The 16278-nt window shown below is 64.7% G+C and carries 14 protein-coding genes and 1 pseudogene; 7 read left to right on the forward strand and 8 right to left on the reverse strand.

From position 1 onward, the window contains the following. Positions 1-66 precede the first annotated feature (66 nt). The 5 genes from cobF to BBX50_RS15380 all read left to right on the forward strand — a co-directional run bounded on the left by cobF (position 67) and on the right by BBX50_RS15380 (position 4445). Positions 67-837 carry a precorrin-6A synthase (deacetylating) gene (cobF, locus tag BBX50_RS15360; protein ID WP_065776198.1) on the forward strand — a complete coding sequence of 257 codons (771 nt, stop codon included), beginning with the start codon at positions 67-69 and terminating at the stop codon, positions 835-837. A 161-nt stretch (positions 838-998) separates the two neighbouring features. Continuing rightward, positions 999-2315: a precorrin-3B synthase gene (cobG, locus tag BBX50_RS15365; protein WP_244513161.1), complete on the forward strand. Its 1317-nt coding sequence runs from the start codon at positions 999-1001 to the stop codon at positions 2313-2315. A 2-nt stretch (positions 2316-2317) separates the two neighbouring features. After that, on the forward strand, positions 2318-2950 hold the full coding sequence (locus tag BBX50_RS15370; RefSeq protein ID WP_065776199.1) for a precorrin-8X methylmutase: 633 nt from the start codon (positions 2318-2320) through the stop codon (positions 2948-2950). Further along, positions 2947-3684, forward strand: coding sequence for a precorrin-2 C(20)-methyltransferase (locus BBX50_RS15375; protein ID WP_065776200.1), 738 nt, complete (start codon positions 2947-2949; stop codon positions 3682-3684). Before BBX50_RS15370 ends, BBX50_RS15375 begins: the two co-directional genes overlap by 4 nt. Then, entirely contained in the window at positions 3681-4445 is a 765-nt protein-coding gene (locus BBX50_RS15380; protein ID WP_065776201.1) for a precorrin-3B C(17)-methyltransferase, read from the forward strand. The genes BBX50_RS15375 and BBX50_RS15380 overlap by 4 nt, the downstream gene beginning before the upstream one ends. Here BBX50_RS15380 and BBX50_RS15385 read toward each other — a convergent pair. Beyond that, positions 4424-5209: a cobalt-precorrin-6A reductase gene (locus BBX50_RS15385; protein ID WP_065776235.1), complete on the reverse strand. Its 786-nt coding sequence runs from the start codon at positions 5207-5209 to the stop codon at positions 4424-4426. The two genes, BBX50_RS15380 and BBX50_RS15385, sit on opposite strands and share 22 nt — an antisense overlap. Between BBX50_RS15385 and BBX50_RS15390 the strand changes: the two genes are divergently transcribed. Together BBX50_RS15390 and cobM are read left to right on the forward strand one after the other, a co-directional pair. Next, entirely contained in the window at positions 5178-6419 is a 1242-nt protein-coding gene (locus tag BBX50_RS15390) for a bifunctional cobalt-precorrin-7 (C(5))-methyltransferase/cobalt-precorrin-6B (C(15))-methyltransferase (protein ID WP_065776202.1), read from the forward strand. The genes BBX50_RS15385 and BBX50_RS15390 overlap by 32 nt on opposite strands. 66 nt (positions 6420-6485) lie before the next feature. After that, positions 6486-7247, forward strand: coding sequence for a precorrin-4 C(11)-methyltransferase (gene cobM / locus BBX50_RS15395; RefSeq protein WP_065776203.1), 762 nt, complete (start codon positions 6486-6488; stop codon positions 7245-7247). A 49-nt stretch (positions 7248-7296) separates the two neighbouring features. On the opposite strand, the gene mnhG is transcribed toward cobM, so the two are convergent. From mnhG to BBX50_RS15430, 7 genes and pseudogenes are all read right to left on the reverse strand, one after another. Further along, positions 7297-7668, reverse strand: coding sequence for a monovalent cation/H(+) antiporter subunit G (mnhG, locus tag BBX50_RS15400; RefSeq protein WP_065776204.1), 372 nt, complete (start codon positions 7666-7668; stop codon positions 7297-7299). After that, entirely contained in the window at positions 7665-7946 is a 282-nt protein-coding gene (locus BBX50_RS15405) for a K+/H+ antiporter subunit F (protein WP_065776205.1), read from the reverse strand. Before BBX50_RS15405 ends, mnhG begins: the two co-directional genes overlap by 4 nt. Further along, on the reverse strand, positions 7943-8428 hold the full coding sequence (locus tag BBX50_RS15410) for a Na+/H+ antiporter subunit E (protein WP_065776206.1): 486 nt from the start codon (positions 8426-8428) through the stop codon (positions 7943-7945). The genes BBX50_RS15405 and BBX50_RS15410 overlap by 4 nt, the downstream gene beginning before the upstream one ends. Positions 8429-8434: 6 nt before the next feature. Beyond that, complete coding sequence (locus tag BBX50_RS15415; protein WP_065776207.1) at positions 8435-10048, reverse strand: monovalent cation/H+ antiporter subunit D; 1614 nt, start codon at positions 10046-10048, stop codon at positions 8435-8437. After that, positions 10041-10388: a Na+/H+ antiporter subunit C gene (locus BBX50_RS15420; protein WP_065776208.1), complete on the reverse strand. Its 348-nt coding sequence runs from the start codon at positions 10386-10388 to the stop codon at positions 10041-10043. Before BBX50_RS15420 ends, BBX50_RS15415 begins: the two co-directional genes overlap by 8 nt. Then, a complete protein-coding gene (locus tag BBX50_RS15425; protein WP_139108358.1) occupies positions 10388-13312 on the reverse strand; it encodes a monovalent cation/H+ antiporter subunit A in 2925 nt (974 codons plus the stop codon). The genes BBX50_RS15420 and BBX50_RS15425 overlap by 1 nt, the downstream gene beginning before the upstream one ends. Positions 13313-13622: 310 nt before the next feature. After that, positions 13623-16261, reverse strand: a pseudogene (locus BBX50_RS15430) (EAL domain-containing protein). Between the last annotated feature and the right edge of the window lie 17 nt (positions 16262-16278).

Consider the following 16278-nt stretch of genomic DNA (forward strand, 5'->3'; position numbering starts at 1 on the left):
CGAGGCGCTTGCGTCGGCGGCGGCGATGCGCCTAAGACGCCTGTGAAAAGACAGGTGGAGGCGGGCATGCGCAAAATTCTGATCATCGGCATCGGTTCGGGCAACCCGGAGCACATGACGGTGCAGGCGATCAATGCGCTGAACCAGGCCGACGTGCTCTTCATCCCGACCAAGGGGGCGAAGAAGACCGAGCTTGCCGAAGTGCGGCGTGACATTTGCGCCCGCTATGTCACGCGCAGCGACAGCCGTACCGTCGAATTCGCGGTGCCGGTGCGCCGGACCGAGGGCGTCAGCTACGACGGCAGCGTCGACGATTGGCACGCCCGGATCGCCACGATCTACGAAGGGCTCCTGTCGAAGGAGTTGGGGGAGGAGGGAACCGGCGCGTTTCTCGTCTGGGGCGACCCGATGCTCTATGACAGCACAATCCGCATCGTCGAGCGCGTCAAGGCGCGCGGGCAGGTTGCCTTCGACTACGACGTCATTCCGGGGATCACCAGCCTGCAGGCGCTCTGCGCCAGCCATCGCATTCCCTTGAATCTCGTCGGCAAGCCGGTGGAAATCACCACCGGTCGCCGGCTGCATGAAAGCTTCCCCGTTACGAGCCAGACGTCCGTCGTCATGCTCGATGGCGAGCAGGCGTTCCAGCGCATCGACGATCCCGATGCGGAGATCTATTGGGGCGCCTATCTCGGCACGCCGGACGAGATCGTTATTTCCGGCCGTCTCGCGGAGGTGAAGGACCGGATCCTCGAAACCCGAGCGGCGGCGCGCGAGAGGATGGGATGGATCATGGACATCTATCTCTTGCGCAAGGGCGCCGATTTCGAGGCGTGAGGTGGCGGGCCGATCTGCGTCGTGTTTGATCTCACTCAAGGTTTGCCGCTGTGTTATAGCGTCTTAAGGGGCTTCTTCAGGGAGGAGAACCTCAAGCGATGACGGATTTGATGACCAGTTGCGCCCTTCCATCGACCGGAGAGCCCGGTGCCAGCGCCGCCATGCGGCGCGGCGCCTGTCCGTCACTCGCCGCACCGATGCAGACCGGCGATGGCCTGCTCGTGCGGTTGCGACCGGACGAGGACAGCCTGACGCTTCCGAAGGTTATCGCGATCGCGGCTGCGGCCGAGCACTTCGGCAACGGCATCATCGAGATCACCGCGCGCGGAAACCTGCAGCTGCGCGGCCTGAGTGAGGCGACGGTGCCGGCACTGGCGCAGGCGATCGGTGATGCCGAGATCACGATCGCCGAGGGCCTTGCGATCGAAGTGCCGCCTTTGACCGGGATCGATCCGGCTGAGATCGCCGATCCCCGTCCGATCGCGGCGGCGCTTCGGGAAGCCTTGTTCGCGCACCGGCCGCCCTTGCGGCTTGCGCCGAAACTCTCCGGCGTCATCGACGGTGGCGGCCGCTTCGGGCTCGATGCCGTCGTCGCCGACATTCGCCTTCAGGCGCTTCCGACCCCGCATGGTGTCGTCTGGTTGCTGTCGCTTGGCGGAACCGCGGCGAGGGGAGGTCTTGTCGGCGCGCTTGCCGGCGACGCCGTGGTCCCGGCGCTGATCGCCATTCTGGAGACGCTTTCGAGCCTCGGACTGACGGCGCGTGGGCGTGATCTCGATCCCGGCGATTTTCGCGCCCTTTGTCGCGGCGAGGGGCGGTGCGAGCGTTCAGCAGCCCAAGGCTCGGCCGCAATACCGGGCATTCACGAACTGGGCCGATCCGAAGTGGTTCTTGGACTCGGCCTCGCTTTTGCTCAGGTGGAGGCATCAGTGCTTGTCTCCCTCCTCCACCAGGTCCAGGAGCTTGGCGCCACCGCCATCCGGCTTGCGCCCGGGCACGCGCTCTTCGTGCTTGGCCTGACGCGCGAGACGGCGGCCGTCGCGCAGAGCCTGGCGGCGGCACACGGGTTTCGCATCGCGGAAAAGGACCCGCGCAACGCGATCGCCACCTGCGCCGGCAGCAAGGGCTGTGCGTCGGGGCGAATGGAGACCAAGGCGGTCGCGCACCGCCTCATCGAAACGGCACCCGATCTGCTCGACGGCTCGCTCACCGTACATCTTTCCGGCTGCGCCAAGGGCTGCGCCCGTCCGAAGCCGTCCGAGCTGACGCTGGTCGGTGCGCCATCAGGATACGGCCTTGTCGTAAATGGGGCTGCCAATGGCTTGCCAAGCGCCTACACCGATGAGAATGGAATGGAATCCGCGTTCGCCCGCCTCGGCCGGCTGGTGCGGCAAAACAAAGACGCTGGCGAATCGGCGCAGTCCTGTCTTACACGGCTCGGAGCTGCACGCGTCTCGGCAGCGTTCGAACAGGAATAGACATGCCTGAGTATGATTACATTCGCGATGGCAACGCCATCTACGAGCGTTCCTTCGCCATCATCCGCGCCGAGGCCGATCTCTCCGGCTTTTCCGACGAGGAAGCAGACCTGGCGGTGCGCATGGTGCATGCCTGCGGTTCGGTCGAGGCGGTAAAGCAGTTCGTGTTCTCTCCCGATTTCGTCACCTCGGCCCGCGCGGCGCTGAAGGCCGGCGCGCCGATCCTCTGTGATGCCGAGATGGTCGTGCACGGGGTTACCCGGGCGCGCCTGCCTGCCGGCAACGAGGTGATCTGCACGCTGCGCGATCCGCGCACGCCCGAAATTGCCGCCGAGATCGGCAACACCCGTTCTGCCGCCGCGCTGAAACTCTGGAGCGAGCGCCTGGCCGGGTCGGTTGTGGCGATCGGTAATGCGCCGACGGCCCTGTTCTTCCTGCTTGAAATGCTGCGGGACGGTGCGCCAAAGCCGGCGGCAATCCTCGGCATGCCCGTTGGTTTCGTCGGTGCGGCGGAATCGAAGGACGCGCTGGCGGAAAATTCCTACGGCGTTCCCTTCGCCATCGTCCGCGGCCGCCTCGGCGGCAGCGCCATGACCGCTGCAGCGCTGAATTCGCTCGCGAGGCCGGGCCTGTGAGCGGCGCTGGCGTCGGACGCCTGATCGGCGTTGGAACCGGCCCCGGCGATCCGGAGCTGCTGACCGTCAAGGCGGTGAAGGCGCTCGGGCAAGCCGATGTGCTTGCCTATTTCGCCAAGGCCGGGCGTAGCGGCAATGGCCGTGCCGTGGTTGAGGGCCTGCTGAAGCCCGATCTCATCGAGTTGCCGCTCTACTATCCGGTGACGACCGAGATCGACAAGGATGACGGCGCCTACAAGAGCCAGATCACCGATTTCTACAACATGTCGGCCGAAGCCGTGGCGGCGCATCTTCTCGCCGGGCGTACGGTCGCCGTGCTCAGCGAAGGTGACCCGCTGTTTTATGGTTCCTACATGCACCTGCATGTGCGATTGGCCAACCGCTTCCCGGTCGAGGTGATCCCCGGCATTACCGCCATGTCCGGCTGCTGGTCGCTTGCCGGCCTGCCGCTGGTGCAGGGCGATGACGTGCTTTCCGTGCTTCCGGGCACCATGGCTGAGGCCGAACTCGGCCGGCGGCTCAAGGATACCGAAGCTGCGGTCATCATGAAGGTCGGGCGCAACCTGCCGAAGATCCGCCGCGCCCTTGCCGCTTCCGGCCGTCTTGATCAGGCCGTCTATGTCGAACGCGGCACGATGAAGAACGCGGCGATGACGGCCCTTGCTGATAAAGCCGATGACGAGGCGCCGTATTTCTCGCTGGTGCTCGTTCCCGGCTGGAAGGACAGGCCATGACCGGCACGCTCTATGTCGTCGGCACTGGCCCGGGCAGCCCGAAACAGATGACGCCGGAGACGGCGGAAGCCGTCGCCGCGGCGGAAGAATTCTACGGCTACTTTCCCTATCTCGACCGGCTGAACCTGCGTCCTGACCAGCTGCGGATCGCCTCCGACAACCGCGAGGAGCTCGACCGTGCGCAAGTGGCGCTGACGCGGGCTGCTGCCGGCGCCAAGGTTTGCATGGTCTCGGGCGGCGATCCCGGCGTCTTTGCCATGGCGGCTGCCGTCTGCGAGGCGATCGACAAGGGGCCTTCGGAATGGAAGTCAGTCGAACTGGTCATTACGCCCGGCGTGACGGCCATGCTTGCGGTCGCTGCCCGCATCGGCGCGCCGCTCGGCCATGACTTCTGCGCGATGTCGCTGTCCGACAATCTGAAGCCCTGGGAGGTCATCACAAGGCGTCTCAAGCTGGCGGCGGAAGCGGGGCTTGTCATCGCGCTCTACAATCCGATCAGCAAGGCGCGGCCCTGGCAGCTCGGCGAAGCCTTCGAGATCCTGCGCTCCGTATTGCCGGCGACCGTACCCGTGATTTTCGGGCGTGCCGCCGGACGGCCGGATGAACGCATGACGGTGATGCCGCTTGGCGAAGCGGACGCCAATCGCGCCGACATGGCGACCTGCGTCATCATCGGCTCGCCGGAAACGCGCATCGTCGCGCGAGAGGGGCAGCCGGATCTCGTCTACACGCCGCGCTTTTATGCGGGGGCGAGCCAGTGAGCGATGCGGTCGAGCGCCTCGTCGCAACTGCCAACGGTGGACACGTCCGCCGGTTTGCGCCGCTCGACCATGATCACCTCGATGCCGAGCCGGCGCGCCGCGGCAATCTTGCCGTAGGTGGCGCTGCCGCCGCTGTTCTTGGCAACGATCACGTCGATCCTTCGGGTCTCAAGCAACGTGGCTTCATCGGCTTGCGCGAAGGGACCGGTCGCCAGAATTGCTTCCTGGTCGGGAAGATCAAGCGGCGGAGTCACCGGATCGACGCTGCGGATGATGTAGCTGTGCTGGGGTGCTGCCTCGAAGTGGAAAGCCTCCTGCCGGCCGATCGCGAGAAAGACACGGCGCGGAACGTCACCCAGCGCATGCACCGCTTCGGTAACACTCTCAACCGGGGTCCAGCGGTCGCCGGGCTCCGGCTGCCATTCCGGGCGTCGAAGGGCGAGCAGCCTGGTGCCGGTTCGTTGCACCGCCTCGGCGGCATTGTGCGATATGCGCGCGGCAAAGGGATGGGTCGCGTCCACCAGCAACGCGATATTCTCGTCGCGCAGGAAATGCGCCAGACCATCGGCGCCGCCGAAGCCGCCGATGCGGGTCTTGACCGGCTGCGGGCGCGGGTCGGCGGTGCGGCCGGCGAGCGAGATTGCGGTGTCGTAACGGACGTCTTCGGCCAGGCAGCGCGCAAGTTCGCGCGCCTCGGTGGTGCCGCCCAGTATCAGAATGCGAGGTTTTTCCATGGCTGACGTGTCGAACAGCGAACCCGCCATCGTCTCCCCCTGGCTGACCGTCATCGGTATCGGTGAGGATGGTGTAGCGGGTCTCGGCGACGAGGCCAAGCGGCTCATTGCCGAAGCCCCGGTCGTCTATGGCGGTCACCGCCACCTGGAGCTTGCCGCATCCCTCATCACGGGCGAGGCCCACAATTGGCAGAGCCCGCTCGAGCGCTCGGTCGTCGAGATCGTCGCACGTCGTGGCAGCCCCGTGGTGGTGCTTGCTTCGGGCGACCCGTTCTTCTTCGGCGTCGGCGTGACGCTGGCCCGCCGTATTGCGTCTGCCGAAATCCGCACGCTGCCCGCGCCGTCCTCGATCAGCCTTGCCGCCTCACGGCTCGGCTGGGCGCTGCAGGATGCGACCCTCGTCTCGGTGCATGGACGCCCGCTCGATCTGGTGCGGCCGCACCTGCATCCGGGTGCGCGCGTGCTGACGCTGACGTCGGATGGATCAGGCCCGCGAGACCTTGCCGAGCTTCTGGTCGCAAGCGGCTTCGGTCAGTCGCGGCTGACAGTGCTGGAGGCGCTTGGCGGCGCCGGGGAACGGGTGACGACGCAGATCGCGTCGCGTTTCATGCTCGGCCTCGTGCACCCGCTGAACGTCTGCGCCATCGAGGTGGCGGCCGACGAGGGCGCGCGCATCCTGCCGCTTGCGGCTGGCCGCGACGACGCGCTGTTCGAGCATGACGGGCAGATCACCAAGCGGGAAGTGCGGGCGCTGACGCTTTCGGCGCTCGCGCCACGCAAGGGCGAGTTGCTGTGGGATATCGGCGGCGGTTCGGGCTCGATCGGCATCGAATGGATGCTGGCCGATCCGACCATGCAAGCGATCGCCATCGAAGTGTCGCCGGAGCGCGCGGCCCGCATCGGCCGCAACGCGACGATGTTCGGCGTGCCGGGCCTGACGGTGGTGGAAGGCGAGGCGCCAGCCGCCCTTGCCGGCCTGCCGCAGCCGGATGCGATCTTCATCGGCGGCGGTGGCAGCGAAGCGGGCGTGATGGCAGCGGCGATCGAAGCACTTGGCATTGGCGGACGGTTGGTCGCCAATGCGGTAACGACAGACATGGAGGCGGTGCTGCTCGATCATCACGCACGGCTCGGCGGCGCGCTGATCCGCATCGATATCGCACGGGCAGGCCCGGTCGGCGCGATGACCGGATGGCGGCCGGCGATGCCAGTGACGCAGTGGTCGTGGATCAAGGCCTAGAGCAACTCCAGCAAAAATGCGAAGCGGTTTGCGTCCGGAACTGCGTGAGAAGAGAAAGAGCGACACATGACGGTACATTTCATCGGCGCCGGCCCGGGGGCTGCGGATCTGATCACGGTGCGCGGCCGCGACCTGATCGGGCGCTGCCCGGTCTGCCTCTATGCCGGTTCGATCGTTTCGCCGGAGCTCCTGCAATATTGCCCACCGGGCGCCCGGATCGTCGATACTGCACCGATGTCGCTTGACGAAATCGAGGCGGAATATGTGAAGGCGGAAGCGGACGGTCTGGACGTCGCGCGGCTTCATTCCGGCGACCTTTCGGTCTGGAGCGCTGTGGCCGAACAGATCCGCCGGCTGGAGAAACACGGCATCGCCTATACGATGACACCGGGTGTGCCGTCTTTCGCCGCTGCTGCGGCCGCACTCGGACGCGAATTGACCATTCCGGCCGTTGCCCAGAGCCTGGTGCTGACCCGCGTCTCCGGCCGCGCCTCGCCGATGCCGAATAGCGAAACGCTCGCCGCCTTTGGCGCCACCGGCTCGACGCTGGCGATCCATCTCGCAATCCATGCGCTTGCGCAGGTGGTCGAGGAACTGACGCCGCTCTATGGTGCCGGCTGCCCGGTCGCAATCGTCGTCAAGGCGTCCTGGCCGGACGAGCGTGTGGTGCGTGGCGCGCTTGGCGATATCGTTGCCAAGGTGGCAGACGAGCCGATCGAGCGCACGGCGCTGATCTTCGTCGGCCCGGGGCTCGAAGCCTCCGATTTCCGCGAAAGCTCGCTCTACGATCCTGCCTATCAGCGGCGGTTCAGAGGACGCGGCGAGTAGCCACGTCACTTTAGGAGATCGTCAGCGGTTTCGGCTGCGTTGCTGGGTTCTATTCCGTCGGCTCTTCGCGCGTCGGCCGCTGTTTGAGCGGAACGCCGCGCTTTTCTTCGACGCGGTCGCGATAGAGCGCGGCCTGGCCGAGCAGCATCAGTGTCACCGGCGTGGTGACGACGACGAAGACGATGATCAGGATTTCGTGGAACACCCAGCGGCTTTGCAGCACCGCAAAGCAGATGATCGAGGCGGTGCAGATGAGGAGCACGCCGCCGCTTGTCGCCAGCGTCGGCGCATGCAGGCGTTCGTAGAAGCTGGTAAACCGCAGAAGGCCGACCGAGCCGATCAGAGCCACCGCTGCGCCCAGAACAGTCAGTCCGCAGACGAGAACGGCGGCCCAGACGGGAAGATCGGTCAGGTGGCTCATTCGATGATCTCCCCGCGCATCAGGAACTTGCCGAACGCGATCGACGAGACGAAGCCGATGAGCGCGACGATCAGCGCCGATTCGAAATAGAGCGAGTTCGCGGTGCGGATGCCGAAGGTCAAAAGCATCAGCATGGCGTTGATGTAGAGCGTGTCGAGGCCGAGGATACGGTCCTGCGCCCGCGGTCCCCTGACCATACGGTAGAAGGCGAAGGCCATCGCCAGTCCGAGCATGATCTGAGCGATCAGGATCGACCAGATGATCGCAAGCTCCATCATCCGAATATCTCCTTCAAGGCTGCCTCGTAGCGCTTGACCGTATCGAGCCAGACGTCCTCGTTTTCCATGTCGAGCACGTGAAAGAGCAGGGACTTGCGGCCGCGGTCATATTCGAGCCAGGCGGTTCCCGGTGTCGCCGTCATGACACAGGCGAGCAGCGCCAGGGCGTTCTCGTCATCAAGATCGAGATCGACGGTCAGGAAGCCGGAACTCGGCGGCCTGCGCCGGCCGCGCAGGATGACCGCGGTGACAGCGAGGTTGGACCGAATGACGTCGAACGCAACGGTCAGGCCGAAGTGCAGGACCAGAAGGATCCGGCGCGGGTGGGAGCGGACGGGGCTCAGCTTCAACGTCACCCAGGCGAGGCCCGTCGCAAGCACCGTGCCCATGACGATGGTGCCGGGAGCGACCGATTGATTGAGCAGCAGCCAGATGAGGAGCAGGCCGAACGACAGCAGCGGATAGGGGAACCAGGTGCGCATCGGTGACTAGCCTCCCGCTCGCGGTGCAGTGAGCACACGCTCGGTGTAACCCGCCGGGTTCATCAGTGAATCCGCCGTCGCCTGCATGTAGTGCATGATCGGCCCAGCCTGCACGCTCAGGAAGATGCAGGTGGAGAGCAGCACGACGACCGGGGTGATCTCGATAACGACGACCCGCGGCACGGTGTTTTCGATCGATGCCCAGAAGGTGCGGATGCCGACGCGGTTCATGGCGATCATCGCGGCGAGACCGGAGATGATCAGCAGCGTGACATAGGTCCAGTCCGCGACGGAAACGGCTGGGGCCGTTTGCTGCCCCGATAGGCCGAAAAGGCCGCCAAGGATAGCGAATTTCGCGACGAAGCCTGAGAGTGGCGGCAGGCCGGCGAGCAGCAGGGCGCAGAGGCAGAAGCAGAGGCCGAGGATCGCCATGGTGCCTGGGATCGGAGAGCCAACTTCCTCCTCCTCCTCGTCTTCATCGGCATCGCCATAGGCTTCCATCGTCACCGCGAGAACGTCGGCGCCGGCGTCGCGGCCGCGTTCGACCAGTTCGATCAAGAGGAAGAAGGCGGCGATCGTCAGCGTCGAGCTGACGAGGTAGAACAGAGCGCCGGCAATCATGCCCGCGTGGCCGAGGCCGATCGCGGCGAGCAGTGTGCCGGAGGAGACGAGCACCGAATAGGCGGCAAGGCGACCCATCGCCTGGGAGGCGAGCACGCCGATGGCGCCGAAAGCAATCGTCAGCAGGCCGCCTGCGAGAAGCACGGGCTGGCCGAAACCGGCGGAAGCACCGGCGCCCACCCCAAAGACCAGCAGCGAGAGCCTGAGGATGACGTAGATGCCGACCTTGGTCAGGATCGCGAAGACGGCGGCGACCGGCGGCGTCGCTGCCGAATATGCGGTCGGCAGCCAGAAGCTCAAGGGCCACATGCCGGCCTTCACCAGGAAGGCGACACCGAGGACGCCGGCCCCGACCTCGACCATCTGGCGGTCGTTCGGCGAGAGCGTGGCAAGCTTTACCGAAAGATCGGCCATGTTCAGCGTGCCGGTTGCGCCATAGATCAGGCTGACGCCGATCAGGAAGAGTGACGAGGCGGCAAGGTTGATCGCCACATAGTGCAGCCCCGCCTTGACGCGAAGCGGCCCGGAGCCATGCAGGAGCAGGCCGTAGGATGCCGCAAGCATGATCTCGAAGAAGACGAACAGGTTGAAAAGATCGCCGGTCAGGAACGAGCCATTGAGGCCGGCGATCAGCAGCTGGAACAGCGAATGGAAGTGATGGCCGGCCGTGTGCCAGCGCGCGATCGAATAGGCCTGGGCGGCAAGGGCCAGCCCGCTCGTCAGGCACAGCATCAGTGCCGACAGGCGATCGAGCACCAGCACGATGCCGAAAGGCGCCGGCCAGTTGCCGAGTTGGTAGACGCCGTTGCCGGCGAGCGTCGTGTCGGTCGAGGCGATGCGCAACAGCACCATCGACAGGATGAAGAGTGCGAGCGTCGAGACGAAACCCAGCACGCCCTTTGCCATGCGGTTGCGCTCGTCGATCGGGATCATCGCGGCTCCGACCATCACCGGCAGCAGGATCGGCAGGATCAGGAGGTGGTGCGTCCAGTTAGTCATGGCGCTGCTCCCGGCCGTCGACGTGGTCGGTGCCGGTGAAGCCGCGCGAGGCGAGCAGCACCACGAGGAAGAGCGCGGTCATGGCAAAGCCGATGACGATCGCGGTCAAGACGAGTGCCTGCGGCACCGGGTCGGTGAAGCGGCTGAGATCGCCGACGCCGCCTGGTTCCAGCACCGGTGGCGCGTTCACCCGCAGACGCCCCATGCCGAAGATGAAGAGGTTGACGGCATAGGAGAGCAGCGAGAGGCCGATGATGACCTGGTAGGTGCGCGGGCGCAGCAGCAGGTAAACGCCGGATGCGGTGAGGACGCCGATGGCGGCTGCGAGAATGATCTCCATTACCGGGCCTCCTTTCCGCTCCGCGTGGCGCGCGCATGGGCGCGTGGCGCGCGGATCGACTGGTGGGCAAGCGCGATCAGGATCAGCACGGTTGCGCCGAGCACGAGAGAGAAGACGCCGAGGTCGAAGAACAGGGCGCTGGCGAGCGGAAACTTTCCGACGATGGGGAGCGTGACATATTGCGCATGCGAGGTGAGGAACGGGTAGCCGAAGAGCCAGGAGCCGATCCCGGTAGCCGCCGCCACCAGGAGGCCGATGCTCATCCAGCGCAGCGGATGGATGCGCAGCCTTTCCTCGACCCAGCGCGTGCCGCCGGACATGTATTGCAGGATGAAACCGATCGACATGGCGATGCCGGCGGCAAAGCCGCCGCCCGGCAGGTCATGGCCGCGCAGGAAGAGGTAGGCAGCAAGCATGCCGATGACCGGGAACATCCAGCGCATGATCACTGACGGCACGAACAGGTATTCGGCGACGCTGTCACCCTTGCTGCGATCCGGATGATCGTCGTCGAAGGCGTTCTGAACGCGCTGCTGCTCCGGTGCCTCCAGGCTGTCGGCCTGCGGACGGAAGCGCAACAGCAAGGCAAAGACCGTGAGCGCCACGATTGCCAGGACCGCGATTTCGCCCAACGTATCGAAGCCGCGGAAGTCGACGAGAATGACGTTGACGACGTTGGTGCCGCCGCCTTCCTTGTAGGCGCGCTCAAGGAAGTAGCTGGCAATCGTCTCGGGCAGGGGGCGGGTCATCATCGTATAGGCGATGAGCGCCACGCCGCCGCCGGCGGTGATCGCCAGCAGGAAGTCACGCAGGCGCCGGAAGCGGACCCGCAACGACAGCAGCTCGGTTTCCTGCGTGTCCTCGATGCGTTTCGGCAGCCAGCGCAGTCCAAGCAGGATGAGCACCGTCGTGACGATCTCGACGAGGAGCTGTGTTACGGCAAGATCCGGTGCCGAAAGCCAGACGAAGGTCAGGCAGGTCGTAAGGCCCGCGCCGCCAAGCAGCACGAGCGCTGCCAGCCGGTGGAATTTCGCAAGGAGCGCCGCACCGATCGCGCAGGCGATGCCGACCGCCCACAGTAGTGCGAAGGCCGGATCGATGCTGCGCACGAGAAGCGGCGGTAGTTCGTAGTGGTTGAGAAGCAGCGGCAGGGCGCCGGCGGCAACGGCGATGAAGACGAGGAAACGCATCTGTGGCTGTAGCCGCCGTGTGCCAAGACGCTGCTCGAGCGAACGCGCCCACTTCCACGAGAGCGTCACAAGCACGCGCTCGAAGATGCGCTGGCCGTGCAACAGGCGGAAGATCGGCGGGCCCTCGATGCTGGTGGCAAGGTAGTTGCGCATCAGAAAATAGAGACCGACGCCGCCGGCAAGTGCGACGAAGCTCATGATCAGCGGCAGATTCCAGCCATGCCAGACGGCAAGGCTGTAGGCGGGCGTGCTTGCGCCGAGGATCGAAATGACTGCGGTGTGCAGGAAGGGGCCAATGGTGATCGCCGGGATGATGCCGACCACGAGGCAGGCAAGCACGAGGAATTCGATCGGCGCGCGCATCCAGCGCGGCGGCTCGTGCGGCACTTTCGGCAGATCCTCAGGTGTCTTGCCGAAGAAGACGCTGTGGATGAAACGCAGCGAATAGGTCACCGCGAACATGCCGGCAAGCGTCGCGACATAGGGCGTCATCGTGTCGAGGATGTTGGCCTGGTGGGTCTCGATCGCCTCGGCGAAGAACATTTCCTTCGAGATGAAGCCATTCAGAAGCGGAACGCCCGCCATGGCGGCGCTTGCGACCATGGCGAGCACGGCCGTTCCCGGCATGTACCTTATCAGCCCTCCGAGCTTGCGCATGTCGCGCGTTCCGGTCTCGTGGTCGATGATGCCGGCCGCCATGAACAAGGACGCCTTGAAGGTGGCGTGGTTGACGATGTGGAAGACGGCGGCGACCGCGGCAAGCGGGCTGCCGAGGCTCAGAAGAACCGTGATCAGGCCTAGATGGCTGATGGTCGAATAGGCGAGCAGGCCCTTGAGGTCCTGCTGGAAGATGGCGAAATAGGCGCCGAGCAGCAGCGTCGAAAGGCCGGCGAGACCGACGATCCAGAACCAGGCTTCCGTTCCGGCCATGACCGGCCAGAGGCGCGCCAAAAGGAAGACGCCCGCCTTCACCATGGTCGCCGAGTGCAGATAGGCAGAGACCGGCGTCGGCGCTGACATCGCGTGCGGCAGCCAGAAATGGAACGGGAACTGCGCGCTTTTCGTCAAGGCGCCGAGCAGGACCAGGATCAGCACTGGCATGTAGAGCGGCGAGTTGCGGATCAGGTCGCCTGATGCAAGCACGACATCGAGATCATAGCTGCCGACGATGCGGCCCATGAGCAGGAGACCGACCAGCATGCAAAGACCGCCGGTGCCGGTCACGGTCAATGCCATGCGGGCGCCGTCGCGGGCATGTGCGTTGTGATGCCAGTAGCCGATCAGAAGGAAGGAGACGATGCTCGTCAGTTCCCAGAAGACGGCAAGCAGAATGAGATTACCCGAGAGCACGACACCGAGCATCGAGCCCATGAAGGCAAGAAACAGCGACAGGAAGCGCGGCACCGGGTCTTCCGCCGCCATGTAGTAGCGGGCGTAGAGCACCACCAGCACGCCGATCGCGGTGACGAGCACCGTGAAGAGCCAGGCAAAGCCATCCATCCGGAGCGTGAAGTTGAGGCCGAGTTCGGGAAGCCAGGCGATGTCGTAGCGCAGCACCCCACCTGAGGTGACAAACGGATAGAGGCCGGCCGCGACGAGGAAACACAGAAGTGCGATCGCGCCGGCAAACCAGGCTGTCGCACCGCGCTGATCGAGCGGAAAGAAGATTGCAAGGAGGCTTCCCGCAAATGGGGCGAGAATGAAGACAGAAAGCAATTTTCCCGCGTATTCGATCGTACCGTTCCCTTCTTCCGGGTGTCATGGAGATTGGGCGCCAGAACGCCGTGCGTGCAAGTGACCGCACAATGGACGCTCTAGAATCTTGATTCTGGAGCACCTTTTCCGCTTTCGGTGATTTCACTTGAAGCGGGATGCTCCAGAGGCCCTGGAGGACGGTCGCATCAGCGACTGCCATAGATGATGCCGCCAAGTCCACATAGCGGAGGCAGGCAATTGTTTTTATGGCGATTCGTGGCAAGGCTGCCAAGCCTCAACGGTGCGAAAAATGCACGCAGCGACGCTTTTGCCGCAATCCGCAGTGTCGTCAGGCGGCGAGCCAGCGGCGCTCGAAGGCGAAGGTCGCAAGATCGTTGGCGCTCATCGGCCGGGCAAACGCGTAGCCCTGCAGCCCGTGGCAACCGAGTTCCTTCAGGATATGGGCGTGCTCCAGGGTCTCGACGCCTTCGGCGATCACCTCGATGCCGAGCGACGTGCCGATATCGATGATCGATTCAACCAGGCGCTTTTCGGCAGGGGAATTAAGGATTGGCAGCACGAGCTGACGGTCGATCTTCAGCCGCCGTGGCGTCAGCTTCAAAAGGCTGACGATGGAGGCGTAGCCGGTACCGAAATCATCGATCTCGATGTCGATGCCGAGCTCCTTGATCCGGCGGATGTTCGACAGAACCGTCACGTCGCTTTCGTCGAAGGAGATCGATTCCAGCAGTTCGAACGACAGGCGACCCGCCGGGATCCGCAATTGTTCGAGACGATCGATCAGGCCCTCGTCGTGAGCCGCGCATAGGAGAGATTGACGGAGACCTTCGGGATATGGATGCCGCTCGCCTCCCAGCGGTAGATCTGGAACAGCGCCTGTTCCAGGATCGCCTGGTCGATCGCGGCCACCACATTGATGTCTTCCGCAGTCTTGAGGAAGGTGTGTGGACCGAGCAGCCCCTTGGTCGGATGATCCCAGCGCGCCAGCGCCTCGACGCCTGTTATGTCGAGCGAGCGCGGACAGAACTGCGGCTGGAAATGCGCGATGAATTCGTTGTGTTCCAGCCCGCGAAGAATCTCGTCGGCCGTTTGCTTGGTCTTGAAGACGGCCGTTTTCAGGTCGCCGGTGAAGGTCTCGTGCCGGTTTCGCCCGCGGCGCTTGGCCTCATAGAGCGCGATATCGGCGTTGACGAGCACCTGCGACAGGTCGTCGGTCGCGTGGTTCTGGGCGGCGATGCCGATGCTGACGCCGATGCGGCATTCCTGATCCTTGTAACGGACGGGCACGCTCATCGCCTCGATAATCCGGGAGGCCAGCCGTGCGTCAAGCTCGATCCCGCCATGCTGGCGAACGATGACGAACTCGTCACCGCCGATGCGGGCGACGAAATCCCTCTCGCTTGCATTGCCGCTAAGCAGTTCGGCGGCATGGCGCAGGATCTCGTCGCCGGCGGCATGGCCGAGCGTGTCGTTGATCTGCTTGAACCGGTCGAGGTCCATGTGGAAAATGCTGAGCTTGGCTTCCGGATCGAAATGACGGTCGCGTCCGGCCAGGACCTGGTCAAGGAAGCGGCGGTTGGGCAGGCCGGTCAGCGGATCGTGTCGCGCGTTGAACTCCATGCGGTGGCGCGCCGCTTCAAGCTCAGCGCTGTGCGCCTCGGCAAGGCGCTTGGCTTCGAAAAGCGTTTCGCGGGTTTCGAAGTCGTTGGTCACGTCCCAGTTGACCCCGACGATTTTCCTGCGCCCGTCGGCGCCGACATAGGTGGAGCCGATCGCGCGGACGTGGCGGGCGCTGCCGTCCGGAAGGCGGATGCGGAAATCGGAATTGTAGGCCAGGCTGCTTTCGAGCGCCTCGGCAAACTCCTGTTCGGCTCGGCCGAGATCGTCCGGATGCAAGGCCTCCTTCCAGTCCTCGTAGGTCTCGCGCTTTGAGCCCAGGCGACCGTAGAGCTCCCGCATTCGATCGTCCCAAAGGAGCCTGCCGCTTTCGATATCGAGTTCCCAGATGCCGATCTGGGACGAGTCGAGGGCGATCTTCAGGCGATGCGAGAGTTCCTGCAGTTGCCCCTTGCTGTGCCTCAAGGCGCGAATATTGCTTTGCCTCTCGCTCATCAGCCGCCCGGTCAACACCATCGGGAGGATGATCATCAAGCCGCCGAGAACGATCAGGCCGCGGATGAGCCAGGCATTGCCGGCGGTCGTCGGCCAGCCGCCCTTGGGAACGGCGGCGATACGCCATGAGCCGCCGGGCAGAAGCACGGTCATCTCGACCGGCGCCCGCTCGAATATCCCGGGGTCACCAAAGAAAACCGGACCTTTGGAACCGGTGCCGTCGCGCCCGGTGATCGCGACGTCTATACCCAGGTCTTCGGAACGCAGGCCGCTGTCGGTGTAAAGACGGTCGACGTCGATGATTGCCGAGACGATGCCCCATAAGCGATTGCTGCCACCGCCGACATCGATCGAGACCGGGAAGCGGCCAATCAGTCCCTGTCCGCCCTGGACGAGGTTCAGGGGGCCGGCAAGCACCATCCGGCCGGTATCTTTCACCCGCATGACGGCAGCGCGTTGCGCCTCGTTCTTGCGGTAGTCGAGGCCCAGCGCCTTCTCGTTACCCGCAAGCGGATAGATCAGGGAGACAATCAGATTGGGCGCGGCGGCGATGCTGCGCAGTTGCGAGCGTTCGGTGAAGATGCTGCGCGAGAGTGTTGCGAAGCGCTGCTGATCCATGCCCGGCTCGGTGACGAGCGTGCCGATCAGCCCGCGCACGAGCTGGATATTGCCGTTGACGTTGGCCTCGAGCTTGGAGCGCACCGGATTGAGCTCGTCTGCGACCCGCGCCCGCATGCGCGCCTCAGCGACGACCTGGTTCTGATTGTCCGCAAGGATTCCAGCTACACAGACGACGAAGGCTGCGATAATCGCCGGAATGTAGCTCGGCGTCAAAACTCTTGCGAGCCTTTTCAGTCCGAGGTTGAAAGCAT

Source organism: Ensifer sp. LC11, from assembly GCF_001695835.1.
GTDB lineage: Bacteria > Pseudomonadota > Alphaproteobacteria > Rhizobiales > Rhizobiaceae > Ensifer.